The organism is Mycobacterium sp. E3198 (assembly GCF_001667015.1).
GTDB lineage: Bacteria > Actinomycetota > Actinomycetes > Mycobacteriales > Mycobacteriaceae > Mycobacterium.
The window spans coordinates 1-24,991 of record NZ_LZIS01000022.1 but is presented as its reverse complement, the minus strand read 5'-3'; the positions used below and the strand labels follow the sequence as shown (position 1 = coordinate 24,991).

The 24,991-nt window shown below is 68.8% G+C and carries 24 protein-coding genes and 1 pseudogene; 16 read left to right on the top strand and 9 right to left on the bottom strand.

The window, feature by feature from the left end; translation table 11 throughout:
- Window position 1: 1 nt before the first annotated feature.
- The 6 genes from lpdA to A5673_RS03235 form a co-directional block, all read right to left on the bottom strand.
- Window positions 2–1,396, bottom strand: coding sequence for a dihydrolipoyl dehydrogenase (gene lpdA, locus A5673_RS03260; RefSeq protein WP_068227067.1), 1,395 nt, complete (start codon window positions 1,394–1,396; stop codon window positions 2–4).
- Between the two features lie 18 nt (window positions 1,397–1,414).
- Window positions 1,415–1,936: a hypothetical protein gene (locus tag A5673_RS03255; protein WP_068227066.1), complete on the bottom strand. Its 522-nt coding sequence runs from the start codon at window positions 1,934–1,936 to the stop codon at window positions 1,415–1,417.
- A complete protein-coding gene (locus tag A5673_RS03250) occupies window positions 1,929–2,207 on the bottom strand; it encodes a putative holin (RefSeq protein WP_068227081.1) in 279 nt (92 codons plus the stop codon). Before A5673_RS03250 ends, A5673_RS03255 begins: the two co-directional genes overlap by 8 nt.
- Window positions 2,208–2,226: 19 nt before the next feature.
- Window positions 2,227–2,718: a DUF779 domain-containing protein gene (locus A5673_RS03245; protein ID WP_068227065.1), complete on the bottom strand. Its 492-nt coding sequence runs from the start codon at window positions 2,716–2,718 to the stop codon at window positions 2,227–2,229.
- Window positions 2,718–4,241, bottom strand: a complete 1,524-nt coding sequence (locus tag A5673_RS03240; RefSeq protein ID WP_068227064.1) for an aldehyde dehydrogenase family protein — start codon at window positions 4,239–4,241, stop codon at window positions 2,718–2,720. Before A5673_RS03240 ends, A5673_RS03245 begins: the two co-directional genes overlap by 1 nt.
- Before the next feature lie 81 nt (window positions 4,242–4,322).
- On the bottom strand, window positions 4,323–6,146 hold the full coding sequence (locus A5673_RS03235; RefSeq protein ID WP_068227063.1) for a fatty acyl-AMP ligase: 1,824 nt from the start codon (window positions 6,144–6,146) through the stop codon (window positions 4,323–4,325).
- Between the two features lie 104 nt (window positions 6,147–6,250).
- Here A5673_RS03235 and A5673_RS03230 point away from each other — a divergent pair, with 104 nt between their 5' ends.
- The gene (locus A5673_RS03230; protein WP_231970837.1) at window positions 6,251–8,260 is read left to right on the top strand and encodes a prolyl oligopeptidase family protein; all 2,010 of its coding nucleotides are present in this window, start codon (window positions 6,251–6,253) and stop codon (window positions 8,258–8,260) included.
- A 44-nt stretch (window positions 8,261–8,304) separates the two neighbouring features.
- Window positions 8,305–8,547, top strand: coding sequence for a hypothetical protein (locus A5673_RS03225; RefSeq protein WP_068227061.1), 243 nt, complete (start codon window positions 8,305–8,307; stop codon window positions 8,545–8,547).
- A gap of 132 nt (window positions 8,548–8,679) precedes the next feature.
- Here the strand turns inward: A5673_RS03225 and A5673_RS03220 are convergent, their stop codons facing one another.
- Window positions 8,680–9,945, bottom strand: a complete 1,266-nt coding sequence (locus tag A5673_RS03220; RefSeq protein WP_369806459.1) for a hypothetical protein — start codon at window positions 9,943–9,945, stop codon at window positions 8,680–8,682.
- Window positions 9,946–10,037: 92 nt separating this feature from the next.
- On the opposite strand from A5673_RS03220, the gene A5673_RS03215 reads away from it, so the two are divergent.
- The 10 genes from A5673_RS03215 to A5673_RS03170 all read left to right on the top strand — a co-directional run bounded on the left by A5673_RS03215 (window position 10,038) and on the right by A5673_RS03170 (window position 19,767).
- A complete protein-coding gene (locus A5673_RS03215; protein ID WP_068227059.1) occupies window positions 10,038–10,349 on the top strand; it encodes a hypothetical protein in 312 nt (103 codons plus the stop codon).
- Window positions 10,350–10,356: 7 nt separating this feature from the next.
- Window positions 10,357–11,268 (top strand): crotonase/enoyl-CoA hydratase family protein, encoded by a 912-nt coding sequence (locus A5673_RS03210; protein ID WP_068227058.1) that lies wholly within the window; start codon window positions 10,357–10,359, stop codon window positions 11,266–11,268.
- Between the two features lie 69 nt (window positions 11,269–11,337).
- On the top strand, window positions 11,338–11,796 hold the full coding sequence (locus A5673_RS03205; RefSeq protein ID WP_068227057.1) for a DUF5078 domain-containing protein: 459 nt from the start codon (window positions 11,338–11,340) through the stop codon (window positions 11,794–11,796).
- Window positions 11,797–11,992: 196 nt separating this feature from the next.
- Complete coding sequence (locus A5673_RS03200; RefSeq protein ID WP_068227079.1) at window positions 11,993–12,322, top strand: hypothetical protein; 330 nt, start codon at window positions 11,993–11,995, stop codon at window positions 12,320–12,322.
- A gap of 298 nt (window positions 12,323–12,620) precedes the next feature.
- Window positions 12,621–13,043: an MmpS family protein gene (locus A5673_RS03195; protein ID WP_068227056.1), complete on the top strand. Its 423-nt coding sequence runs from the start codon at window positions 12,621–12,623 to the stop codon at window positions 13,041–13,043.
- Window positions 13,040–15,913 carry an RND family transporter gene (locus A5673_RS03190; protein ID WP_068227055.1) on the top strand — a complete coding sequence of 958 codons (2,874 nt, stop codon included), beginning with the start codon at window positions 13,040–13,042 and terminating at the stop codon, window positions 15,911–15,913. Before A5673_RS03195 ends, A5673_RS03190 begins: the two co-directional genes overlap by 4 nt.
- Window positions 15,914–15,939: 26 nt before the next feature.
- Window positions 15,940–17,616: a cytochrome c biogenesis protein DipZ gene (locus tag A5673_RS03185; RefSeq protein WP_068227054.1), complete on the top strand. Its 1,677-nt coding sequence runs from the start codon at window positions 15,940–15,942 to the stop codon at window positions 17,614–17,616.
- Between the two features lie 45 nt (window positions 17,617–17,661).
- Window positions 17,662–18,453 carry a DUF1295 domain-containing protein gene (locus tag A5673_RS03180; protein ID WP_068227077.1) on the top strand — a complete coding sequence of 264 codons (792 nt, stop codon included), beginning with the start codon at window positions 17,662–17,664 and terminating at the stop codon, window positions 18,451–18,453.
- 21 nt (window positions 18,454–18,474) lie between these two features.
- Window positions 18,475–19,020: a sigma-70 family RNA polymerase sigma factor gene (locus A5673_RS03175; protein WP_068227053.1), complete on the top strand. Its 546-nt coding sequence runs from the start codon at window positions 18,475–18,477 to the stop codon at window positions 19,018–19,020.
- A 48-nt stretch (window positions 19,021–19,068) separates the two neighbouring features.
- Window positions 19,069–19,767 (top strand): anti-sigma factor, encoded by a 699-nt coding sequence (locus tag A5673_RS03170; protein ID WP_068227052.1) that lies wholly within the window; start codon window positions 19,069–19,071, stop codon window positions 19,765–19,767.
- Here A5673_RS03170 and A5673_RS03165 read toward each other — a convergent pair.
- On the bottom strand, window positions 19,764–20,618 hold the full coding sequence (locus A5673_RS03165) for a hypothetical protein (RefSeq protein WP_068227051.1): 855 nt from the start codon (window positions 20,616–20,618) through the stop codon (window positions 19,764–19,766). The two genes, A5673_RS03170 and A5673_RS03165, sit on opposite strands and share 4 nt — an antisense overlap.
- Before the next feature lie 10 nt (window positions 20,619–20,628).
- Window positions 20,629–21,144, bottom strand: a complete 516-nt coding sequence (locus A5673_RS03160) for a mycothiol transferase (RefSeq protein WP_068227050.1) — start codon at window positions 21,142–21,144, stop codon at window positions 20,629–20,631.
- A gap of 55 nt (window positions 21,145–21,199) precedes the next feature.
- Between A5673_RS03160 and A5673_RS03155 the strand changes: the two genes are divergently transcribed.
- The 4 genes and pseudogenes from A5673_RS03155 to A5673_RS29815 all read left to right on the top strand — a co-directional run.
- Window positions 21,200–22,930: an amidohydrolase family protein gene (locus A5673_RS03155; RefSeq protein ID WP_068227049.1), complete on the top strand. Its 1,731-nt coding sequence runs from the start codon at window positions 21,200–21,202 to the stop codon at window positions 22,928–22,930.
- 38 nt (window positions 22,931–22,968) lie between these two features.
- Window positions 22,969–24,366 (top strand): PPE family protein, encoded by a 1,398-nt coding sequence (locus A5673_RS03150; protein ID WP_068227048.1) that lies wholly within the window; start codon window positions 22,969–22,971, stop codon window positions 24,364–24,366.
- Window positions 24,367–24,394: 28 nt separating this feature from the next.
- On the top strand, window positions 24,395–24,784 hold the full coding sequence (locus A5673_RS03145) for a pyridoxamine 5'-phosphate oxidase family protein (protein ID WP_068227047.1): 390 nt from the start codon (window positions 24,395–24,397) through the stop codon (window positions 24,782–24,784).
- Window positions 24,781–24,991 (top strand): annotated as a pseudogene (locus A5673_RS29815) (hypothetical protein); the annotation flags it as partial. The gene A5673_RS03145 and the pseudogene A5673_RS29815, both read left to right, overlap by 4 nt.

The window sequence follows — 24,991 nt, the reverse complement described above, 5'->3', positions numbered from 1 at the left end:
CTCAGAAGTTGATCATGTGGCCGGTCAGGCCGTGGAAGCATTCCTGCAGCGCCTCCGACATGGTCGGGTGGGTGTGCACGTTGCGGGCCAGCTCGGTGGCGGTCAGGTCCCACTTCTGCGCCAGCGTCAGCTCCGGCAGCAGCTCGGACACGTCGTGGCCGATCAGGTGCCCGCCCAGCAGCTCGCCGTACTTGCCGTCGGCGACCAGCTTGACGAAACCGCTCGGGTCGCCGACGCCGTGCGCCTTGCCGTTGGCGGTGAACGGGAACTTGGCCACCACCACGTCGTAGCCCTCCTCGCGGGCCTGCTCCTCGGTGAGCCCGAAGCTGGCGACCTGCGGCTGGCAGAACGTCGCGCGCGGCAGCATGCGGTAGTCGCCGAGCGCCAAAGTCTCTGCGCCGGCGATGGTTTCGGCCGCCACCACGCCCATGGCCTCGGCGACATGCGCCAGCATCAGCTTGCCGGTGACGTCGCCGATCGCGTAGATGTGGCTGACGTTGGTCTGCATGTAATCGGTGATGCCGATGGCCCTGCTCTCGGTCAGCGCGACCCCGGCCGCCTCCAGCCCGTAGCCCTCGATGTTGGGCGCAAACCCGATGGCCTGCAACACCTTTTCGGCCTTCAGCTCCTCGGACTTGCCGTCCTTGCTGACCGCCACGCGGACCACGGACCCGTCGTCGTTGATGGCCTCGACCTTGGTCCCGGTCATGATCTTGACGCCCAGCTTCTTGAACTGCCGCTCGAGCTCCTTGGAGACCTCGGCGTCCTCGTTGGGCAGCGCGCGCGCCAAGAACTCGACGACGGTGACGTCGACGCCATAGTTCTTGAGCACGTAGGCGAACTCCATGCCGATCGCCCCGCAACCGGCGATGATGATCGACTCCGGTAGCTCCCGCGACAGGATCAGCTCCTCGTAGGTCACCACGTTTTCCGACAGCGACGTGCCGGGAACCAGCCGGGTGCTGCTGCCGGTGGCGATGATGGCGTTGTCGAACGTGACGGTCTCGGTGCCCCCGTCGTTGAGGTCGACCGACATGGTGTGCGGGTCGGTGAACCTGCCGTACCCGTGAATCTCGGTGATCTTGTTCTTCTTCATCAGGAAGTGCACGCCGGCGACGCGGCCGTCGGCCACCTTGCGGCTGCGGTCGAAGGCGACGCCGTAGTCGAACGTCGTCTCGCCGCTCATCCCGAAGGTCTTGGCCTCTTTGGTGAAGATGTGGACGAGCTCGGCGTTGCGCAGCAACGCCTTGGACGGAATGCAGCCGACGTTGAGGCAGACCCCGCCCCAGTACTTCGACTCGACGATTGCGGTGTTCAGGCCCAGCTGCGCGGCGCGGATGGCCGCGACGTATCCGCCGGGGCCGGCCCCGAGGACGACGACGTCATAGTGAGTCACGAGCCCTACCCTAGTGGCCTAGTAGGGGATGACGCCGATCAGGCAGTGACCCGTGCGCTCGCAGAAGTAGTAGCCGTACAGGGGCGCGGCCGCCGCGACCGACGCGAACGGCCCCGACATCACCGCGAGCGACAGCGCCGAGAGGACAGCCCTGCCCTGCGCCATCGCCAGCATCACGCCGCCCACGGCGCACGCCACCACGTAGACCAGCGCCGCGAACGCCGTGGCCGTCTTGTCGATCGAGTGGTACCACCAGTAGAAAAGCCCGAGCCCCACCACCGCCGACACCGCCCACACGCCCAGCAGCACCAGGACCAGTTGCCACCACTTCAGGAACAGGTAACGACCGGGAACGGTGACCGGCTGCACCGGCAGGGCGCCGGCCTCGTCCTCGGCGGTCCCGGCCGCCGCGGGCGCCTCGGGTTCGTCGGGCTGCTCTGGCTTTTCGGGCTCCTTCGCCGCCGGCTGCGAGCCGGTGTCGTCCTCGTCGTCGAAGTCCGGCACCCACGATTGCGTGCCGGTGTCCTCGTCGTCAGCCACCGGAGGCCACCTGCAGGGCGACGAGGGCGCCGAACCAGCCCGGCGCGAGCGACAGGACGAACGCGCCCACCATCGTGACCCAGCGCCGCCCGGAAAACAGGATCGTCAGCAGACCGGTCACGGTGGGAATCCCGACCACCAGCGCGACGACGACGTCCGGCCGCACCCTGGCATGGACCAGCACGGTGAGCGCGACACCGGTCAACAGCCCGACCGCGCAGCCCATCAGCATGGCGCTGGCCAGCACCCAGGGACGGGGAAGCGGGATCACGCTGACGAGGTTAGCGCGGTCATCGACCGCCGGGCCCGCACGTTTGGCGCGCGGCCGCATCGTCGAGGACCACCACCCGGCCGCGCTCCGCCGGGCGCTCGCCCCGCGCGTAGCCGGCACCGGTGATCACCGGTGCGCCGCGCAGCGCGGCGTTCTCGTCGGCGGTGAAGACGCGACCGCGGCTCAGAAACCGCACGCCCTCGGGCGCCTCCAGGCTGAACCCGCCGCCGCGTCCCGGGACCACGTCGATGACCAGCTGGGTGTGCTTCCAGACCTCGTACTGCGGGCCCGAAATCCACACCGGCACCCCGTCCCCGACGTCGAGGACACCGAGCAACACGTCGCGGTCCCCGACCAGGAAGTCGCCGCGCGGGTAGCACATCGGCGACGACCCGTCGCAGCAGCCGCCGGACTGGTGGAACATCACCGGACCGTGCCGCTGTTGCAGCCGCGTCAGCAGTTCGGCGGCGGCGGGGGTGATGACCACCCCTGTCGCGGGACCCGGCGCCATCAGAAGAACCCTTGCGCCTTTTCGGAGTAGGACACCAGCAGGTTCTTGGTCTGCTGATAGTGGTCGAGCATCATCTTGTGGTTCTCCCGGCCGATGCCGGACTGCTTGTAACCACCGAACGCGGCGTGCGCGGGGTAGGCGTGGTAGCAGTTGACCCAGACCCGGCCGGCCTGAATGTCGCGCCCGGCCCGGTAGGCGGTGTTGCCGTCGCGGCTCCACACCCCCGCGCCCAGCCCGTACAGGGTGTCGTTGGCGATCGACATCGCGTCGGCGTAGTCGGAGAACGACGTCACCGCCACCACCGGACCGAAGATCTCCTCCTGGAAGATCCGCATTTTGTTGTTGCCGGCGAAGATCGTCGGCTGCATGTAGTAGCCGCCGGACAACTCGCCGCCCAGCTCGGCGCGCTCGCCGCCGGTGATGATCTTGGCGCCCTCACCCTTGCCGATTTCGATGTAGGACAGGATCTTTTCCAGCTGGTCGTTGGACGCCTGCGAGCCCAGCATCGTCTGGATGTCCAGCGGGTCGCCCTGGCGCACCGCCTTGGTGCGGATCGCGGCGAGCTCCAGGAACTCGTCGTAGATGTCGGCCTGGATCAGGCTGCGCGACGGGCAGGTGCACACCTCGCCCTGGTTGAGGGCGAACATGGTGAAGCCCTCCAGCGCCTTGTCCTGGAAGTCGTCGGCGCGGGCCAGCACGTCGGAGAAGAACACGTTGGGGCTCTTGCCGCCGAGCTCCAAGGTCACCGGGATCAGGTTCTGCGAGGCGTACTGCATGATGAGCCGGCCGGTGGTGGTCTCCCCGGTGAACGCGACCTTGGCGATGCGGTTGCTCGACGCCAGCGGCTTGCCGGCCTCGGCACCAAACCCGTTGACGACGTTGACAACTCCCGCCGGCACCAGGTCGCCGATCAGCGACATCAGGTAGAGCACCGACGCCGGCGTCTGCTCGGCGGGCTTGAGCACCACCGCGTTGCCGGCCGCCAGCGCGGGCGCCATCTTCCAGGCGGCCATCAGGATGGGGAAGTTCCACGGGATGATCTGCCCCACCACCCCGAGCGGCTCATGGAAGTGGTACGCGACGGTGTCCTCGTCGACCTGCGACAGCGAGCCCTCCTGCGCGCGGATCGCCGCGGCGAAGTAGCGGAAATGGTCGGCGGCCAGCGGGATGTCGGCGGCCAGCGCCTCGCGGACGGGCTTGCCGTTGTCCCAGACCTCGGCCACCGCCAGCGCGGCCTTGTTCTCCTCGATGCGGTCGGCGATCTTGTTGAGGACGGCCGCCCGCTCGGCCGGCGCGGTCTTGCCCCACGCCGGGGCCGCCGCGTGCGCGGCGTCGAGGGCGTGAGCGATGTCGGCCTCGTCGGAGCGGGGCACCTCGCAGAACGTCTGGCCGGTCACCGGCGTCGGGTTTTCGAAATAGCGCCCGCCCACCGGCGCGACCCACTGGCCGCCGATGAAGTTGCCGTACCGGGATTCGTACGACATCAACGCGCCGGCAGACCCCGGACGTGCGAAAACAGTCATCTACCCCGCCTCCTTTTTTCGCTCCCGTGACACAGTTCACAGTACCGCCGTCAGCGCGGTGCGATGGGAGGCAGCAGGCCGCTAGAGCTCGCCCGCCAGATAGCGGGCCCGGCACTCGCGGCGCGCGAGTTTCCCGCTGGTGGTGCGGGGTATGCGGCCGGCGCTGAGCAGCCGGACATCGGCCACCGGCAACGCGTGCCGGCGGGAGACGGCGGCCCGGATCGCGTCGACGGTCGCGGCCGGCTCGGACTTGCCGGCCCCGGCCGCGCGTTCGGCGACGATCACCAGCTGCTCGCCGGCGGGCTCGCGGGGCACCGAGAACGCGGTCACGTGGCCGTCGCGCACCGCCGGCGACGCCGCGGACACGGTGGCCTCGATGTCCTGCGGATAGTGGTTGCGGCCGTCGACGATCACCAAATCCTTGATGCGGCCGACGATGTAGAGCTCCCCGTCGAGATACACGCCGAGGTCACCGGTGCGGAACCAGGTGCCGCCCACCGCCGACCCCTCGGCATGGCTGGCGACCTCCAGCCGGGACTGCAGCTTGTTGCGGAAGGCCAGCTCGGTCTCGGCGGCCCGGCCCCAGTAGCCGCGGCCGACGTTGTCGCCGTGCAGCCAGATCTCCCCCACCCGGCCGTCGGGCAGTTCGGCCTCGGTGTCGGGGTCGACGATGACCGCCCACAGGCTGCGCGCAACCCGGCCGCAGGACACCTGCGCGACGGCGCCTGCCGCGCCCGGGGCCACCGGCACCGCGCGGCCCGCGCCCAGCTCGTCGCGATCCAGATGGACCACACCGGGCCGGGCCTGCGGGCCGATGGTCGAGACGAACAGCGTCGCCTCGGCCATCCCGTAGGACGGTTTGACGGCGGTGGGCGGCAGCCCGTAGGGCGCGAACGCCTCGGTGAACCGTTCGATCGAGGCGATGCTGACCGGTTCGGAACCGTTGATGAGCCCCGCGACGTTGCTCAGGTCGAGCTCTTCCCCGGGACCCGGCAGTCCGCGCTGCGCGGCCAGATCGAACGCGAAGTTGGGGGCGGCGGCGAACGTGCGGCCGTGGCGGGACTGCACGGCCAATTCGCGGATCCACCGGTAGGGCCGCCGCACGAACGCCGTCGGCGACATCAACGTGATGTGCCCGCCGCACAGCGCCGGGAACATGATCATCAACAGCCCCATGTCGTGAAACAGCGGCAACCAGCTGATGCTTCGGATGTTCCAGTCCAGGCCGACCGAATCGATCATCTGCACCACGTTCGTGACGACGCCGCGGTGGGTGATCTCGACGCCGGCGGGCGTGCGGGTCGAACCCGACGTGTACTGCAGGTAGGCGACGTCGTCGATGCCCGGATGCGCCGGGGCGAAGGTGGCACCCACCGAGTCGGGCACGGCGTCGAGGGCGATGACCCGCGGCCGGCGCGGGCGCGGCAAGGTCCGCACGAACGACTGCACGGCCTCGGCGGCGCCGGTGGTGGTCAGCACGACGGACGGGACGGCATCGGTCAGCACAGCCTCGAGCCGTTCGACGTGGCCGGGCAGTTCGGGCGCGAACAGCGGCACCGCGATGTTGCCGGCGGCGATGGCCGCGAAGAAGCCGACAACGTAGTCGCCGCCCTGCGGCGCCAGGATCGCCACCCGGTCCCCCGGCGCGCTGACCTGTTGCAGGCGCGCGCCGACCGCGCGCAGCCGCACGCCGAGCCGGGCCCAGCTGAGCTCGACCGGTTCGCCGTCGGCGACCTGGCCGTAATCCAGATAGCGGTAGGACACGGCGTCGCCGAGCTCGGCGACGTTGCGGTACAGGCCGGAGGTCAGGGTGGCGTCGTCCGGTAGGGCGATGTGGCCCTCGGCGTCCAGATAGTCCGCCAGCCGCAGCCTCTGCCGTCCATCTATGGAGACACTGTGGTCCATAAGGGGATGTTAAGAGATTAACTGTGTCTACGGGTACCACATAGGTCTCGGGTCAGTGTGATCCTGGTGACAACTTCATAACGCCGCTCGACACAATGGTGGGCGTGGACGACGACCCATATCTGTGGCTGGAGGACATCACCGGCGAAGACGCGCTGGCGTGGGTGCGGGCGCGCAACGAACCGACGCTGGCGAAGTTCCGCGACGAGGAGTTCGAGCGGATGCGCGCCGAGGCGCTCGAGGTGCTGGACACCGACGCCCGCATCCCTTACGTGGTGCGCCGCGGCGAGCACCTGTACAACTTCTGGCGCGATGCCACCCACCCGCGGGGGCTGTGGCGGCGCACCACGCTGGACAGTTATCGCGCCGACTCCCCGGAGTGGGACGTGCTCATCGACGTCGACGAGCTGGGGCGAGCCGACGACGAGAAATGGGTGTGGGCGGGCGCCGGCGTCATCGAACCCGACCACACCCGAGGCCTGATCCGCCTCTCCCGCGGCGGCTCGGACGCCTCCATCGTGCGCGAATTCGACATGACCACGCGCGAATTCGTCGCCGACGGGTTCGGACTGGCCGAGGCCAAGTCGCAGATCGCGTGGGCCGATCCGGACACCGTGCTGGTCGGCACCGACTTCGGCCCCGACTCCCTCACCGACTCCGGCTACCCGCGCGTGATCAAGCGGTGGCGCCGGGGCACCCCGTTGACCGAGGCCGAACTCGTCTTCGAGGGCGCCCGATCCGATGTCAGCGTGTCCGCGTCCGCGGACCGCACGCCCGGCTTCGAGCGGACCTTTCTGGGCCGAGCGCTCGACTTCTGGAACGAAGAGCTCTACGAGCTGCGCGGCCCGGAGCTGATCCGCATCGACGCGCCCACCGACGCGACCGTGTCGATCCACCGCGAATGGATCCTCATCGAGCTGCGCACCGATTGGCGTACCGGCAGCGCGACCTACACCGCGGGCTCGCTGCTGGCCGCCGACTACGACGAATTCCTCTCCGGTACAGCCGAATTGGCGGTCGTGTTCGAGCCCGACGAGCACACGGCCCTGAACCACTACGCGTGGACGAAGGACCGCCTGCTGATCGTCACGCTGGCCGACGTGGCCAGCCGCGTGGAGATCGTCACGCCGGGAAAGTGGCGTCGCGAACCCGTCGCCGGCATCCCGGCCGCGACCAACACCGTCGTCGTCGCCGCCGACGACACCGGCGACGAGTTCTTCCTCGACTCCAGCGGATTCGTCACACCGTCGGTGCTGATGCGCGGGGCCGCCGGCGCGCCGCTCGAGCCGATCAAGTCGGCCCCCGCGTTCTTCGACGCCGAAAAACTCTCGGTGGCCCAGCATTTCGTCGCCTCGACGGACGGCACCGCGATCCCCTACTTCGTCGTGCGGCGCGACGACGCCGACGGCCCGGGTCCGACCCTGCTGAGCGGATACGGCGGATTCGAATCCGCCAACACGCCGGCCTACAGCGGCGTGCTGGGCCGGCTGTGGCTGGCGCGCGGCGGCACCTACGTACTGGCCAACATCCGCGGCGGCGGCGAGTACGGGCCCGGCTGGCACACCCAGGCGATGCGCGCGGACCGGCACAAGGTCGCCGAGGACTTCGCCTCGGTCGCAACCGATCTGGTGGACCGCGGCATCACGACCGTCGAGCAGCTGGGCGCGCGGGGCGGCAGCAACGGCGGGCTGCTGATGGGCATCATGCTCACCCGGTACCCGGAAAAGTTCGGCGCGCTGGTCTGCGACGTGCCGCTGCTCGACATGAAGCGCTACCACCTGCTGCTGGCCGGGGCGTCCTGGATGGCCGAGTACGGCGACCCGGACAACCCCGACGACTGGGCGTTCATCTCCGAATACTCGCCGTACCAGAACGTTTCGGCGACCCGCCGCTACCCGCCGGTGCTGATGACCACGTCCACCCGCGACGACCGGGTCCATCCGGGACACGCCCGCAAGATGACGGCCGCCCTCGAGGCCGCCTGCCATGAGGTCTGGTACTACGAGAACATCGAGGGCGGGCACGCCGGCGCGGCCGACAACGAGCAGGTCGCGTTCAAGTCGGCGCTCAGCTTCTCGTTCCTCTGGCGGACGCTCGGCGGAGCGAGCCGTTAAGCTCGAAGGCGATGTAGCGGATGCGGTCCAGGAGGGCGTGAATCATGAGAGCACCGAGGTTCTTCGGCGTGGCGGCATTGACGGCGATCGCCCCGATCGCGATTCTCCTCGGCAGCGGCCCCGCGCACGCCGACACCGATCTCGGCAAGCCCTGCTCCCCGGAGGGCGCGAAGGTGTGGGGCAACCCCGGCCCGATCTTCTGCGCACGCCAGGCGGACGGCCAGACGCAGTGGGTGTCCATTCCCGTTGACGCCATGTGCGTGGCGTTCTGCGTGAATCACCCCTAGACAAAAGGTGGCGACCCGCAGCGCCCGGCTACGCCGCCCTCGCGATCGCCACTAGACAAAAGGTGGCGACCCGCAGCGCCCGGTCCCCCAGCTACGCGGGGGTACCCCCCAACGCCGCGCTCGCGATCGCCACTAGTCGCCGGGAGCCAGATCCGCGCGCCGTTTCGGGCGACTGATCGTCCAGGCGATGAGCCCCGCTCCGATGGTGAGCCCCGCGTAGGCCAGCGCCGAGGGCCACCAGGGGGCGGAGGGTGGGGCGGGTTCCTTGAGTGCGGTCAGTGCGACCAGGAAGTCGCCATTGTCGGTCGGTCCGGCGCCCGGTAACGACTGGGTCCTGGTGACCCTGATCTGCGTGGCGCTGCTGGCATCGTCCACCTGACCCCAGGCCAGGGTGGAATCGTTGAGCAGGAAGGTGTCCTGGCTGCCCGCGGGTTGGCTGGCGTCGTGGCCGACCACCTCCACCTGACCGACTTCCACTGTCTTGTTGTCGGCGGCGACGAGGGCGGAGACGTGCTCGTAGACGTCCGGCGGCGTCGGCGGGGTGTAGGTCGGCGGCGGCGGGCCGTCCGAACCGGCCGGCGGTATCGAGGCCCCGCCGTAGAAGCTGCCCGACGCCACGTGGCTGTAGCCGACCGCGGTGAACGGGACCAGGCCGACGGTGGCGGCATCGAGCACGATCCGGCCACCGGCCGGGACGAACGCCTCCCGGTAGGCGCCGTCGTAGAAGTAGCGGAACGTCATCGCCTCGCCGAGCGGGTTGTAGAGCACCGGGCGGTGGTTGTCGTCGTAGTCGACGTAGTCCCAATGCTTCGGGCGAACCAGTTCCTGGTTGTCGGCCTTGATCAGGTCCACGTTGCCGCGATGGGCGTCGACCACGTTCTGCACCTGCTGGCGGAAGTCGTACACCCGGCTGGGCGGCTCCAGCGGGTTCGCGGGGTTGATCCGCGTCACCGGTGCGGCCTTGGCATCCGCGATCGCCTGGGGTGACGCGTCGAGCCCCTTCGGCGGCGCCACCAGCGCCGCGTTTCCTGGCGCCCCGTGAGACGGAGTGAGCTTCGGGGTCTGCACCGCGACCGTGGTGGGCGGCGGCGGACTCGGGGACGGGACGACCAGCGGCGTGTGCACCGGCGGCAGTTCCGGTAGCGGCTCCAGGGTCGGCACCGACACCACGCTCGGGGACGGCGGGGGGGGGCGGGGCGGCGCGGGGTTGTAGCACACGTTCGACGTGTGATACGCCTCGACGTAGACCAGACAGTTCTGGCAGGACACCGGGTTCGACCCGGCGCCGGCACACGGCGCCGCCTGCGCCACACCGGGTGCGGCGGCGAGCGCCGCGAACGGGGCGATCGCGAACGCGGCGGCCGCCGTCGCGATTACGCTCACCCCGCTCACTGGCAGACCTTCCCACATCCCCCTGGTTGTACATGCTAGCGACCTGTCGGGGCCCCGACTTTCCTTGCCGGCCTGTGCTCGGCCATAGGATCGTCGACGTGTCGGCGACCGAACGCATCGAACTCACCCTGCTGGCGACCGGGTTGATCTTCATCGTGGCCGGGGCGGCGCAGGCGCGCTTCCGCTTCATCAAAGAACGCCGGCCGGGGCGGCGGTTCTACTGGGCCACCTCGATCATCGGCACGGTCTCTTTCGCCGCCGGGGTGGGCAAAATCTGGCCCAACGCGGTCGCCGTCGCGGTCATCTTTTCGGCGGTTGTCGTCTTCTCGGCGTATCTGACGACGCCCTATCTCAAAATCGGCGGTCGAATCTATGCGTCGTCGCCGGAAAATCGTCAGCCCGATCCATAAGGAAACTATGCCGACCCCCGATTTCCAGACCCTGCTCTACACCACGTCCGGCCCGGTCGCCACGATCACCCTGAACCGCCCGGAGCAGCTCAACACCATCGTCCCGCCCATGCCCGACGAGATCGAGGCCGCCGTCGGGCTGGCCGAACGCGACCACGAGATCAAGGTGATCGTGCTGCGCGGCGCCGGCCGCGCCTTCTCCGGCGGCTACGACTTCGGCGGGGGCTTCCAGCACTGGGGCGAGGCCATGATGACCGACGGCCGGTGGGACCCGGGCAAGGATTTCGCGATGGTCACCGCCCGCGAGACCGGCCCCACCCAGAAATTCATGGCGATCTGGCGGGCATCCAAACCGGTGATCGCGCAGGTGCACGGCTGGTGCGTCGGTGGGGCCAGCGATTACGCGCTCTGTGCCGACATCGTGATCGCGAGCGAGGACGCGGTGATCGGCACCCCCTACAGCCGGATGTGGGGCGCCTACCTGACCGGAATGTGGCTGTACCGGCTGAGCCTGGCCAAGGTCAAATGGCACTCGCTGACCGGCCGGCCCCTGACCGGCGTCCAGGCCGCCGAGGTCGAGTTGATCAACGAGGCGGTGCCGTTCGAGCGGTTAGCGGCCCGCGTTGCCGAGGTCGCCGCGGAGCTCGCCAGCATCCCGTTGTCGCAGCTGCGGGCGCAGAAGCTGATCGTCAACCAGGCGTACGAGAACATGGGCCTGGCGTCCACGCAGACGCTGGGCGGCATCCTCGACGGCCTGATGCGCAACACCCCTGACGCGCTCGATTTCATCGCGACCGCGCAGACGCAGGGCGTGCGGGCGGCGGTCGAGCGGCGCGACGGCCCGTTCGGCGACTACAGCCAGGCCCCGCCGGAGCTGCGGCCGGATCCCAGCCACGTCATCGTGCCTGATGGCGAGTGATAGTGAGATGGACTACGAATATGCCCCCGGCACCCCCACCGGGGCCCTGAAAGTGCTACGGTAACGACTATGTCTCGGCTGAGTTCCGGCCTGCGCGCAGGCGTTGTTTTTCTTGCTTTCCTGGTAGCCCTGAGCATCGCGGCTGCGACCTTCCCGAAGACGGCTGCGGCCGATTCCACGGAGGACTTCCCGGTCCCCCGCCGGCAGATCGCCACCACGTGCGACGCCGAGCAGTACCTGGCGGCCGTCAGGGATACCAGTCCCGTGTACTACCAGCGGTACATGATCGACTTCAACAACCACGCCAACCTGCAACAGGCCGTGATTGACAAGGCGCACTGGTTTTACTCGCTGTCGCCGGAGGAGCGCAGGAACTACTCCGAAAACTTCTACAATGGCGATCCGCTGACCTTCGCCTGGGTCAATCACATGAAGATCTTCTTCAACAACAAGGGCGTTGTCGCCAAGGCCACCGACGTGTGCAACCAATATCCGCCGGGCGATATGTCGGTGTGGAACTGGTCTTAGATCGACCCTGGTCTTTATTGGCCATCGAGTTTAGACTCTGCGACTGTCGGGAATCGCTATTTTCCCCGTAGTTAGGGGACAAACCAATAGTTCTTGACTGGTATTCGCACTCATGCGGACGCCAGTCCGTGCGACCAGAGTCAACCAGGACTGACACCATGCTCATGCCGGGATGCTGCGCCCCAGGGAGGACGCGATGAGCGTCGTCGACCCCCAGTCCGACGCGCTCGCGGCCCTCGACTGGCTGGAGATCACGTGCCAATCCGAGGACGGGTGCGCCAACAGGGCCACGCACATCGTCTACCGGCACGCCGTCGACCAATGCAACCGGCCGAATCTCGACCCGTCCGGAAACGTCGTCGAGATCCTGTGCATCGGTTGCGTGCGCCGGCTCAAGGCCCAGGTGCTGCAGCAGGTGGATCGCATCAACCGCTGCCCGGGCGGCTACTGCCTGACCTGCGGGGCACCCGTGCACAAACTCAGCGACGTCATGCGCAAGATGGTGCAGCTGCGCACGTACGCCTGAGCCCCTGCCAGTAGCGCGGGGCGCCCGCCCGGAACCGATCCTGTCCGCTGCCTGACCGTTGCTGCCCGGGGTGTCCTCCTTCGGCAGTTCCCCTCGTTACGCACGTGATATGCGTTACACTCCAGGGCGCGAGGGGAAGGAGTCGACGGTCCCGTCCAGGCAAGAACCGGCCATGATTTACTTAGGTAAGCCTTGGCTGCGCTGGTGCCCCGGGATCGGTGCGTGGGGCGGACGGGCGCAGCGCGGCGATCCGCCCGAAGAAGTGCCCAACCGCTGAAAGGGATTCCAGATTTTCAAGGTGCTGTCCCGAACGTGGATTCCGCTGGTCATCGTGGCGGTGCTGGTGATCAGTGGATTCATCGTGTACCGAGTCCACGGCTACTTCGGCTCGGAAAAGCGCGAATCGTATGCCGACAGCAACCTGCAAAACCCCAAGCCGTTCAACCCGAAACGAATCGCCTACGAGGTGTTCGGCCCGCCCGGGACGACCGCGGACATCAGCTACTTCGACGTCAATGGCGACCCCCAGCGCGTCGACGGCGCGCCATTGCCGTGGTCGCTGCGCATCACCACCGACAAGGCCGCCATGATGGGCAGCCTCATGGCCCGCGCCAGCGGCGATAGCGTCGGCTGTCGCATCACGGTGGACGACGTGGTCAAGGCCGAGCGAGTATCCCACGAGGTGCACGCCTACACCTTCTGCGTGGTGAAGTCCGCGTGAGCACAGGCTTCGCCAACACCGCCCATACCCACGCCGAAAGGCCTTGGCTCGCAAGGACAATCCACCGGCTTTCGGTGCCGATCATCCTGTTCTGGATCGGGATGGCCGCCGTCTTCAGCCTGCTCGTCCCGTCGCTGGAAGTGGTCGGCCAGGAGCGGTCGGTGTCGCTGAGCCCCACCGACGCGCCGTCGTTCCAGGCGATGAAGCACATCGGCCACGCCTTCAACGAGGGCGAGACCGACAGCTCGGCGATGATCGTGCTGGAGGGCAACCAGCCGCTCGGCGACGACGCCCACAAGTACTACGACGCGATGGTTCGCAAGCTGCGCGAGGACAAAACGCACGTGCTGAGCGTCCAGGACTTCTGGGGTGACCCCCTCACGGCCGCGGGCGCGCAAAGCAACGACGGTAAGGCCGCCACGGTCCAGGTGAACCTCGCCGGCAACCAGGGCGAGCCGCTGGCCAACGAATCCGTCCAGGCCGTGCGCAACATCGTCAACAGCGTGCCCCCGCCCCCGGGCGTCAAGGCCTACGTCACCGGGGTGGCGGCGCTCGCCGCGGACCTGCACCACAGTGGCGACAAATCGACGACCCGCATCACCCTGACGACGGTCGCGGTGATCCTGATGATGCTGCTATTCGTCTACCGGTCGATCATCACCGTGATCCTTTTGCTGGTCACGGTCGGTTTCGAGCTGACCGCGGCCCGGGGGGCGGTCGCGATGATCGGCCACTTCGGCTGGATAGGGCTGTCCACCTTCGCGGTGTCGCTGCTGACCTCGCTGGCGATCGCGGCCGGCACGGACTACGGGATCTTCATCATCGGCCGCTACCAGGAGGCCCGGCAGGCCGGCGAGGACACCGAAACGGCGTTCTACACGATGTACCGCGGCACCGCCCACGTCATCCTGGGTTCCGGTCTGACGATCGCCGGGGCGACGTTCTGCCTGTCCTTCGCGCGGATGCCGTATTTCCAGACGCTCGGAATCCCCTGCGCGGTGGGGATGCTCGTCGCGGTGGCGGTCGCGCTGACGCTGGGCCCGGCGGTGCTCACCGTCGGCAGCCGGTTCGGCCTGTTCGACCCCAAGCGCAGGCTCGGGGTGCGCGGCTGGCGGCGCGTCGGCACCGCGGTGGTGCGCTGGCCGTTGCCGATCCTGGCCGTCACGTGCGCCATCGCCCTGGTCGGCCTGCTCACCCTGCCCGGCTACAAGGCCAACTACAACGACCGGGAGTACCTGCCCAGCTCCATCCCCGCCAACGAGGGCCTGATGGCCGCGGATCGCCACTTCTCCCAGGCACGGATGAAGCCGGAGATCCTGATGATCGAGTCGAACCACGACATGCGCAACCCGGCCGACTTCCTGGTCCTCGACCGGCTCGCCAAGGGCATCTTCCGCGTCCCCGGCATCTCGCGCGTGCAGGCGATCACCCGGCCCGACGGAACGACGATGGACCACACGTCGATCCCGTTCCAGATGAGCATGCAGAACGCCGCTCAGATGCAGAGCATGAAGTACCAGCGCGACCAGATGGACAACATGCTCAAGCAGGCCGACGAGATGACCAAGACCATCGCCAACATGCAGCGCATGTACGACCTGATGACCCAGCTCGTCGCCACCACGCACCGCATGGTCGGCGACACCGTCGAGATGCAGCAGATCACCAACGAGCTACGCGACCGCATCGCGGACTTCGACGATTTCTGGCGGCCGATCCGCAGCTATTTCTATTGGGAGAGGCACTGTTTCGACATCCCGATCTGCTGGTCGATCCGGCAGATCTTCGACGCGCTGGACGGCGTGGATCAGATCACGGACAAACTGAACACGCTCGTCGGTGACATCAAGGATCTGGATCGGCTGATGCCGCAGATGGTCGCCCAGTTCCCGCCCATGATCGCCACCATGGTGAACATGCGGACCATGATGCTGGACATGCACAGCACCATGTCGGGGATCTTCGCCCAGATGGACGAGATGAGCGACAACGCGACGGCGATGGGGCATGCCTTCGACGCCTCCAAGAACGACGACTCGTTCTACCTGCCGCCGGAGGTCTTCAAAAACAAGGACTTCAAGCGGGCGATGAACAGCTTTTTGTCCCCCGACGGGCACGCGGCCCGCTTCATCATCCTGCACCGCGGCGACCCCGCCTCGGGCGAGGGCATCGCCAGCATCGAGAAGATCCGCACCGCGGCCGAAGAGTCGCTCAAGGGAACGCCTTTGGAGGACGCGAAGATCTATCTGGCCGGGACGGGCGCCGTCTTCAAGGACATCTCCGAGGGCGCCAAATGGGACCTGGTGATCGCCGGAATCTCCTCGCTGTGCCTCATTTTCATCATCATGCTGATCCTCACCCGCGCCCTGGTCGCCGCCGCCGTCATCGTGGGCACGGTGGCCATTTCCCTGGGCGCGTCCTTCGGGCTGTCGGTGCTTTTCTGGCAGCACATTCTCGGCATCGAATTACATTGGCTGGTGCTCGCGATGTCGGTCATCGTGTTGTTGGCGGTGGGATCGGACTACAACCTGTTGCTGGTCTCCAGGTTCAAGCAGGAGATTCATGCCGGCCTCAACACCGGCATCATCCGGTCGATGGGCGGCACCGGCAAGGTGGTGACCAACGCGGGGCTGGTGTTCGCGTTCACGATGGCCTCCATGGCCGTCAGCGACGTGCGGATCATCGGACAGGTCGGCACCACCATCGGGCTGGGCCTGCTGTTCGACACCCTGATCGTGCGCGCGTTCATGACGCCGTCCATCGCCGCCCTGCTGGGCCGCTGGTTCTGGTGGCCGATCCGGGTGCGCTCCCGCCCGCCCAGGCCGGTGTCGCGGCCGGTCGCGCCGCGTTCCCTCGCCTACACCGACTGAGCGCCCACCGGCTCCGAATAGCTGCTATGGCAACGATCGCGCTCATCGGCTTCCTCGGCGGCCTCGTCACCGGCATCTCCCCGTGCATCCTGCCGGTCCTTCCGGTGGTGTTCTTCTCCGGGGTGAACAGCACCCGCGCGGCCCGGCCGTATCTGGTGATCGCCGGCCTCGTCTGTAGCTTCGGGGTGGTCACCCTGGCCGGTTCGGCGTTGTTGTCGGCGCTGCACCTGCCGCAGGACGCGATCCGCTGGGCCGCCCTGGTGACGTTGACCCTCATCGGCCTCGGTTTGATCTTCCCGCCCGTGGCGCACCTGATCGAGCGGCCGTTCGCCCGCCTCCCGCAACGTGAAATGGGTTCACCCCGAACAGGTTTCGGGCTCGGCCTGACGCTGGGCGCGCTGTACGTGCCGTGCGCGGGACCGGTGCTGGCCGCCATCGTCGTCGCCGGCGGGACGGCGCGCATCGGGCCGCCCATCCTCGTGCTGACCGCGGCGTTCGCGGTCGGCGCCGCCCTGCCGCTGCTGGCCTTCGCCCTGGCCGGGCGGCGCATCGCCGAGCGCGTGGCGGCCTTCCGCCGTCGGCAGCGCGCGATTCAGGCCGCCGGCGGGATCATGATGATCCTGCTGGCGGTGGCGCTGGTCTTCAACCTGCCCGCCGTGCTGCAGCGCGCCGTCCCCGACTACACGGCGGCCATGCAGCAAAGCTTCGGCGCCAACAACATTCGGCAGAAACTGAGCGCCAGCGGCACCTCCCGCGGCCAGCTGGGCGACTGCGTCGACGGCGCGGACCGGCTGCAGCGGTGCGGGCCCGCGCCCGCCATCACCGGGATCACGGGATGGCTCAACACCCCCGGCGGCGCCCCGGTCGACCTGGCGTCGCTGCGCGGCAAGGTGGTGCTGGTCGACTTCTGGGCGTACTCGTGCATCAACTGCCAGCGCGCGATCCCGCATGTGGTCGATTGGTACAACCGGTATCACGACGACGGTTTCGTCGCCATCGGGGTGCACACGCCGGAGTACGCGTTCGAACGGGTCCCCGCCAACGTGGCCAGCGGCGCCGCCGCGCTGCACATCGGCTATCCCGTCGCGCTGGACAACGACTACGCGACGTGGAACAGCTATCAGAACCTGTACTGGCCCGCCGAGTACCTCATCGACGCCGACGGCACGGTGCGCCACACCAAGTTCGGCGAGGGCGACTACGACGGCACCGAACGGCTGATCCGCGAATTGCTCACCGACGCCAACCCGACCGTCGGGCTGCCCGGCCCCGGCGGCGCGGTCGATGCCACCCCGCGAACGCGGCTCACCCCCGAGACCTACCTGGGCGCGGGCAAAGCCGTCAACTACGGCGGCGGCGGCGAATACCAGCCCGGCACAGCCACATTCGCGTACCCGACGACGCTGCCCGACGACCGGTTCGCCCTGCGCGGCCGGTGGACCCTGGACGACCAGGGCGCCACGGCCGACAGCGACGGCGCCGCCATCCGGCTGAACTACACCGGCAAGGACGTCTACGTCGTCGTCGGCGGCACCGGCACCATCACCGTGACCAGGGACGGCCGGACGACCGCGACGACCATCGGCGGCCCGCCCACCCTGCATCGGATCGCGGGAGGGGACCCCGGGGACGCCGCCCGCCGCGATCAGCTCGACCTGCAGGTCGGCAAGGGCCTGCAAGTGTTTTCGTTCACATTCGGCTGAGCAGTCCATGCCGTCGACGGCTTCGAATCACTCATGGTGGATGCGATGAATCTGGTGAACCTCGCGCAGGTCTCCGCGGCGTCGGCGCTGGCGCTCGTGGTGGTGCACACGGTCACGTTCGTGATCGCCCGGCGGATCGGGCGCTACAACGTCGTCGACGTGGCCTGGGGCGTGGGCTTCGTGGCCATCGCCGCCGTCGCGGCGGCGCTGGGCAGCGGGGATGCGGCCCGGCGCTGGCTGCTGCTTGCGCTGGTGGCGATCTGGGGACTGCGGCTGGCCTGGCACATCCACTCCAAGACGGCCGGCCGGGGTGAGGATCCCCGGTATGCCGCCCTGCTCCGCGGCGCGACGGTTGCCCAAGCGGTGCGCAAAGTGTTTGTGCTGCAGGCCGTTATCGCCTGGTTCGTGTCGATTCCGCTGCAGCTGTCGGCGGTCACCGGGCCCACGCCGGAACCGCTGACCGCCGTCACGGCGGTGGGACTGGCCGTCTGGCTGGTGGGCTTCGCCTTCGAGGCCGTCGGCGATCGGCAGCTGCGGGCCTTCAAAGCCGATCCGGCGAACCGCGGGGTGGTGCTGGACCGCGGCCTGTGGGCGTGGACGCGCCATCCCAACTACTTCGGCGACGCCGCGGTGTGGTGGGGCATCTGGCTGATCACCCTGGGCGGCTGGTGGGCCCTGGCCACCGTCGGCTCGCCGGTGCTCATGACGTATTTCCTGATGTATGTCAGCGGCGGGCGGCTGACCGAGAAGCTGATGGCCGGCCGTCCCGGCTTCGACGAATACCGGCAACGGACAGCGTTTTTCTTCCCGCGGCCGCCTCGATCGGCGGCGCGATGAAGGGCGATAGGCTACCGGTCGATGAGCAACCAGCTCGATGCCCTGCTGCGCCAGGTCGCGCGCGGGGACAGCGCCGCCTTCGCTTCGGTCTACGACCTCACCAAAGCCCGCGTGTATGGACTGGTGACCCGGGTGGTGCGTGACCCGGGCTACAGCGAGGAAACCACCCAGGAGGTCTATCTCGAGGTGTGGCGCACGGCGGCGCAGTACGACCCGGCCAGGGGGTCGGCCCTGGCCTGGCTGCTGACCATGGCGCACCGCCGCGCCGTCGACCGGGTGCGCGCCGAGCAGGCCGGCAGCCGGCGGGAATCCCGCTACGGCGCCGCGAGCGCCGAGACCCCGGCCGACGTCGTCGCCGACTCGGCGATCGCCGGCGACGAGCGTCGCCGCGTGACCCAATGCCTGGAGGGGTTGAGCGACGCGCAGCGGCAGTGCATCGAACTGGCCTACTACCAGGGGCTGACGTACACCGAGGTGTCGCAGCGGCTGGCCGCCAACCTGTCGACGATCAAGTCCCGCATCCGCGACGCGCTGCGCGGCCTGCGCAACTGCCTGGACGTGCCATGACCGCGCCGGCGACGATGCAGAGCGCAGCGATGCTGAGGAGCGGCGCTGATGACTGAGTCGACCGATTTCGAACTGCTCGAGCTGGCCACGCCGTATGCCCTGCACGCCCTGCCGGACGGGGAACGCGCCGAGGTCGAGCGGCGCATCGCCGCGGCGCCGGCGCCGGTGGCGGCGGCCTTCGAGGACGAGGTCCGCGCCGTGCGCGAGACGATGGCGGTCGTGTCGGCGGCGACCGCGGCCGAGCCGCCGGCGCACCTGCGGGCGGCCACGCTGGCCGCCGCAAGGCCGGACAACGTTCGCCAGTTCGCCTGGCGCAGAACGGTTCTGGCGTCTGCGGCGGCGGCCGTCGTGGTGGGTGCGGCGGCGTTCGGGGTGGGCGTGTGGATGCGTCCGCCGGCGAAGCCGACGATGGCCGAGCAGGTCCTGGCCGCCCCGGACGTGCAGACGGTCTCGCGCCCGTTGGCCAACGGGACCGCGACGGTGATGTTCTCCCGCGACCGCAACGCGGCCGTGCTGGTGATGAACAACGTGCCGCCGCCGTCGCCGGGCACCGTGTATCAGATGTGGTTGATCGGGGCCAACGGTCCCACCTCGGCGGGCACCATGGGCGCCGCGGCAGTGCTGCCGTCCACGAAGGACACGCTGAACAACATCGGATCCTCGACGGCGCTGGCGTTCACGGTCGAACCCGGCGACGGATCACCGCGGCCGACCACCCCGATCCTGGCCGAGTTGCCCCTGAGTTAGGCCTTCTTGGCAACACCGCCGACGATCGCGACCAGCACGCCCAGGCCGACCAACACGGCGCCGGCGACCAGGGTCACGTCGAGCCAGTGGCGCAGGCCGGCCTCGGCGTGGGCGACCATCACCTCGGCGACCTGCCGGATGTCGCCGGTGGTGCGGTTGAGCGCGTCGTCGACGTAGCGGCGGCCCGCCTCGATGCCCGCCCATCCCGCCGCGCCGACGAGCAGCGCCGAGACCCCGAGGCTGCTCACGGCCTTGCCGCGGCGACGCGCGGCGGCCAGCGTCAGCAGCGCGAACAGGCCGCTCAGCGCCGCCGCGCCGGCGCTGAGCCACGGGCCCCACGCCGCCAGCCGGCTCAGCTTTCCCTCCCGCAGCGACGGCGGCATCGACACCGTGACCGGGACGGTCAGGTCCGCGGGCACCGTGACGTGGTGGCTGCTCAACACCCGCCGGAAGGCGTCGTCGTTCAGCATCGGGGCCACGTCGATGACCCACTGATCGCCGCCCTGGCCCGGCGGCGGGTCGGTGAACAACCAGGCGTGCGCGGCCCGGTTCGCCCGGGCGAACAGCGGCGGGAACGAGGGGCCCGCGGTGAAGTCGCCGGCCACTGCGTGCACCTGGGCGCCGTCCACCGGGTAGCGGCCCGCGCCGTGCTCGGCGATGAGCGCCATCGCCCGCGTGGTGAGTTCGCCCGCCATGGCGGACTGCAGCGCGGGGTCGCCCGCGGCGCGCTCCGCCAGCCTGGCGTAGCCGCCCTCGTCCACGACGTTGAGCTGCAACCACAGCGCGGGGATCGCCACGGCCAGGGCAACGGTCGTCGCCAGCCACAACAGCGCCGTCACCGCCGATCGCACGGTGTAGACCCTACGGCGCGATCCCCCGCAGGTACGCGGCCTGGCCGAGGTGCTGGGCGCAGTCATCGATGATGCTCACCAGCCGCGCGCTGGCCGTCACGGGCGGATCCCAGTTGGTGTCGACGACGCGGCACAGCTCGTCGGCCGTGACGCTGGCGATGTATTCGAGGGTCAGCTTGTGCACCGCGTGGTAGTAGCCGCTCAGCAGCTCGGCGGGCGCATGCACCTTCGCCACCTCGTCGGGACCGTGCCCGTACCCGGTGTCGTTGCGCGGCAGGTCCAGCCCGAACCGGTCCACCCAGCCGTCGCGGGTCCACACCTGTTCCACACCCGCCACATGGGCCAGCTGGATGTCCTGCACCCGCGCGCTGTGCCAGATCAGCCAGGCGATGCTGTTGGCGTTCGGGGTCGGGCGATAGTGGGACACCTCGTCGGTCAGCCCGTCGGCGAGCTCGTCGACGTGTTCGATCAACCGGGTGAACGCGTCGCGAAGCAGTTCCTGAGTTGCAGCGTCGGCGTTGGCCATGCCACCGACATTACGGGCCTGGCACGACGCACCGGCGCGGTCGTAGATTATTTAGATGACCTACGACCTCGTCATCCGCAACGGCACCATCGTCGACGGGCTGGGGGGTGAGCCGTACGTCGGCGACGTCGCGGTGCGAGACGGCGTGATCGAGGCGGTCGGATCCGTGAACGGGGACGGCGCCAGCCGGGAGATCGACGCCACCGGCCTGCTGGTCACGCCGGGGTTCGTCGACCTGCACACCCACTACGACGGCCAATCCATCTGGTCGGAGCGGCTGACCCCGTCGTCGGCGCACGGGGTGACCACGGTGGTGATGGGCAACTGCGGCGTCGGCTTCGCGCCCTGCCGCCAGGAAGACCACGACGTGCTCGTCGACGTGATGGCCGGGGTCGAGGACATTCCCGGGGTCGTCATGACCGACGGCCTGCCGTGGACCTGGGAGACGTTCCCCGAATACATGGACGCGCTGGACGCGGGCAAACGCGACATCGACGTGGCCGCCTACCTGCCGCACTCCCCGCTGCGGGTGTACGTGATGGGCCAGCGCGGCGCGGACCGCGAGCCGGCCACCGCCGAGGACCTCGCCCGGATGCGGGCGCTGGCCAAGGAGGCGATCGAGGTCGGCGCGCTGGGCTTCGCGTCGTCGCGGCTGACGATCCACAAGACCGAAAGCGGTTCGCCGATACCGAGTTACGACGCCGCCCGGGAGGAGATCGAAGAGATCGCCAAGGGTGTCGTGGACGCCGGCGGCGGGCTGCTGCAGTTCGTGCCGGACATTCCTGCCGGCGGGTATCAGCCCGTGCTGCAAACCGTGTTCGAGGTGGCCGAGGACCTGGACCTGCCGGTCACCTTCACCCTCGTCGTCGCCAACTCCGGGGACCCGACGTGGGAGGACGCCATCACGATGATCGAAAAGGCCAACGCGGCCGGCGGCGACATCACCGCACAGCTGCTGCCGCGCCCGATCGGGCTGATCATCGGCCTGCAGCTGAGCGCCAACCCGTTCGTGCTGTATCCCAGCTACCGCGAGATCGCGCACCTGCCGCTGGACGAGCGGGTGGCCGAGATGCGCAAGCCCGAGGTCCGCGCCCGGATCCTGGCCGACAAGCCCGGCGTCGGGCACCCGATCCTGTACGTGGCGCAGATGTGGGACTGGATCTACCCGCTGGGCGACGAGCCGAACTACGAGCCGGACCCTTCGACCAGCATCGGGGCGCGCGCCCGGGCCCGCGGCGTGGATCCGATGGAGGAGGCCTACGATCGGCTGCTCGACGACGACGGCCGCGCCATGCTGTTGGTCGCGACCAGCAACCTGCAGAACAACTCGCTGGACACGGTTGGCAAGTTGCTGCACCGCGACGACGTGGTGCTCGGGCTCGGCGACGGCGGCGCCCACTACGGGATGATTTGCGACGCCAGCTACACGACGTACTTCCTGGCGCATTGGGCGCGTGATCGCAGCTCGGGGCGGTTCACCGTGGCCGAGGCCGTGCGCGAGCTCACCTCCGTGCCGGCCCGGGTGGCCGGGCTGGGCGACCGGGGCCGCATCGCCGCCGGATACAAGGCAGATCTGAACGTCATCGACCACGCCGCCCTGCGGCTGCACAAGCCGGTGATCCGGCACGATCTTCCCGCCGGCGGACGGCGCCTGGACCAGACCGCCGACGGATATGTGACAACGATCGTTTCCGGGGAAATAATTGCTGAAAATGGCGTTCCGACCGACGCGCGTCCAGGCAAGTTGGTCCGCGGCCGAAAGCCCATGCCCGTACCTGGTCGATAACGCCACGAAGGGCCCCCCTTCCCAGTTAAGTTGGGTCAGTGACGAGCCCGCATTTTGCGTGGTTGCCGCCTGAAATCAACTCGGCGCTAATTTTTGCCGGGCCGGGTGCGGCGCCGCTGCTTGCTGCGGCCGAAGCATGGGACGGGTTGGCCGAGGACCTGGCGTCGTCGGCGTCGTCGTTCTTCTCGGTGACCTCGGATCTGGCCAACGGCTCGTGGCAGGGTGCGTCGGCGGCGGCGATGATGGCCGTCGCGACCCAGTACGTGGGCTGGCTGAGCGCCGCCGCGGCCCAGGCCGAGGCGGCATCGAGCCAGGCCGCGGCCATCGCGGCCGCCTTCGAATCGGCGGTCGCGGCCACCGTGCAGCCCGCCGTGGTGGCCGCGAATCGGGCCCTGGTGCAGGCGCTGGCGTCCACCAACTGGTTCGGATTCAACGTCCCGGCGATCATGGACACCGAGGCCGCCTACGAGGCGATGTGGGCGGCCGACGTGGCCGCGATGTTCGGCTACCACGCCGACGCGTCGGAGGCCGCCGCGCAATTGGCACCCTGGCAGCAGGTCCTGCAAAAGATCGGCTTCACCTTCAACAACGGCAAAATTGGTTTCGGTCCACTTTCGATCGGCAATTCCAACGTCGGTTTCGGAAACAGCGGCAGCTTAAATGTCGGCTCCGGAAATTCGGGGAACAACAACTTGGGCTTGGGGAACCTCGGTAATAACAACTTTGGCTTTGGTAACAGCGGTAACAACGACTTCGGTATCGGGCTGACCGGCAACAATCAGATCGGCTTCGGCGGCTTCAACTCCGGTACCGGCAACATCGGCTTCTTCAACTCCGGCAGCAATAACATCGGCTTCTTCAACTCCGGCACCGGAAACTTCGGCATCGGTAACTCGGGCGTGTCCAACACCGGCTTGTTGAACTCGGGGGCCGTCAACGCGGGCCTTTTCAACAGCGGCAACGCCAACACGGGCATTTTCATGGACGGCACGGCCGCCCACGGCGCCCAGGACGCCGCCGTGCTCAACTCCGCCAACATGACGGGCGGCGTCGGGGCGGCCAACCTCAGCTCGAGCCTGCTCAACTCGGCCGCGACCACCGGCGGCCTCAACGCGAGCCTGTCGAACGCCGCGATGCTCAACCCGGCCGGCGCCGCCATGGCCGCCCACGCCGACACGAGCGCCCTCGCAGGCGGCATGCAGGCCGGCGGCGCGAGCGCAGTCGCAGGAACGGCGAATGGCCCCACCCCCACCCCGCCGGCCCTGCGGACCACCACGGCCCCCGCGGGCTTCTTCGCCACCAGCGGCGCCGAGGAGGGCATGCGGAACCTGCCCGGCCGGGAGTCGGGCATACCCAACTCGAACTTCTTCAACAAGGCTGACCGCCCGCCCGGCGCGCCCGAGCCGGGCATCGGGGAGCCGGTCATACCCGACTAGCCCCATGGCCGCGGCCTAATCTGAAACCATGCGCACGAAAAAGAAGGTGGACCTCGAGCGTCTCGCGGCCGCCCTCCCGAACTTTCCGTTTGCATACCTGATCACGGTCGGCGACGACTATCGCCCCCACACCGTGACCGTCGAGCCGCGGTTGCGCGAGGCCACCCTCGACATCGGCCTCATCGGCGGGCGCACGCGGGAGAATCTGGCCCACCGCGGCGACGTCACCCTGCTGTGGCCCCCGCGCGAGCCCGGCGGCTACTCGCTGATCGTCGACGGGAAGGCCGAGATGACCGAGTCCGCCGGCGAGGCCGTCGGGTTGGCCGTCGTCCCCGAGCGCGCGCTGCTGCACCGCGAGGCCGACTCCCCCAGCGCGGCCAAAGGGTGCCTGCACGACTGCGTGGTGTTCTCGCAGTGAGCCGCGTTGCGCCACTCGCTCCGCCGTGGAGCGAGGAAGACGCCACTGGCATCGACAGCTGGGGTCACCCGGACCGCACCTACGAGCCGCTGCTGCTGGTGCGTTGCCTGCAACGCCATCCCGCGCTGGCGAGCCGGCTGCGCAGGATCGCGATCGTCCGCGTCCGGGGCGGCAAAAGCGCTGCCACGTACAGGGATTCACCAAGCT

Bases quoted from the DNA above. Each gene is read 5' to 3' on its own strand.
- A5673_RS03155 (WP_068227049.1), top strand. From the start codon at position 21,200: ATGACCTACGACCTCGTCATCCGCAACGGCACCATCGTCGACGGGCTG.
- A5673_RS03185 (WP_068227054.1), top strand. From the start codon at position 15,940: ATGGCAACGATCGCGCTCATCGGCTTCCTCGGCGGCCTCGTCACCGGC.
- A5673_RS03145 (WP_068227047.1), top strand. From the start codon at position 24,395: ATGCGCACGAAAAAGAAGGTGGACCTCGAGCGTCTCGCGGCCGCCCTC.
- A5673_RS03160 (WP_068227050.1), bottom strand. From the start codon at position 21,144: ATGGCCAACGCCGACGCTGCAACTCAGGAACTGCTTCGCGACGCGTTC.
- A5673_RS03240 (WP_068227064.1), bottom strand. From the start codon at position 4,241: ATGACTGTTTTCGCACGTCCGGGGTCTGCCGGCGCGTTGATGTCGTAC.
- A5673_RS03180 (WP_068227077.1), top strand. From the start codon at position 17,662: ATGAATCTGGTGAACCTCGCGCAGGTCTCCGCGGCGTCGGCGCTGGCG.
- A5673_RS03245 (WP_068227065.1), bottom strand. From the start codon at position 2,718: ATGGCGCCGGGTCCCGCGACAGGGGTGGTCATCACCCCCGCCGCCGCC.
- A5673_RS03235 (WP_068227063.1), bottom strand. From the start codon at position 6,146: ATGGACCACAGTGTCTCCATAGATGGACGGCAGAGGCTGCGGCTGGCG.
- A5673_RS03170 (WP_068227052.1), top strand. From the start codon at position 19,069: ATGACTGAGTCGACCGATTTCGAACTGCTCGAGCTGGCCACGCCGTAT.
- A5673_RS03200 (WP_068227079.1), top strand. From the start codon at position 11,993: ATGAGCGTCGTCGACCCCCAGTCCGACGCGCTCGCGGCCCTCGACTGG.
- A5673_RS03205 (WP_068227057.1), top strand. From the start codon at position 11,338: ATGTCTCGGCTGAGTTCCGGCCTGCGCGCAGGCGTTGTTTTTCTTGCT.
- A5673_RS03210 (WP_068227058.1), top strand. From the start codon at position 10,357: ATGCCGACCCCCGATTTCCAGACCCTGCTCTACACCACGTCCGGCCCG.
- A5673_RS03225 (WP_068227061.1), top strand. From the start codon at position 8,305: ATGAGAGCACCGAGGTTCTTCGGCGTGGCGGCATTGACGGCGATCGCC.
- A5673_RS03175 (WP_068227053.1), top strand. From the start codon at position 18,475: ATGAGCAACCAGCTCGATGCCCTGCTGCGCCAGGTCGCGCGCGGGGAC.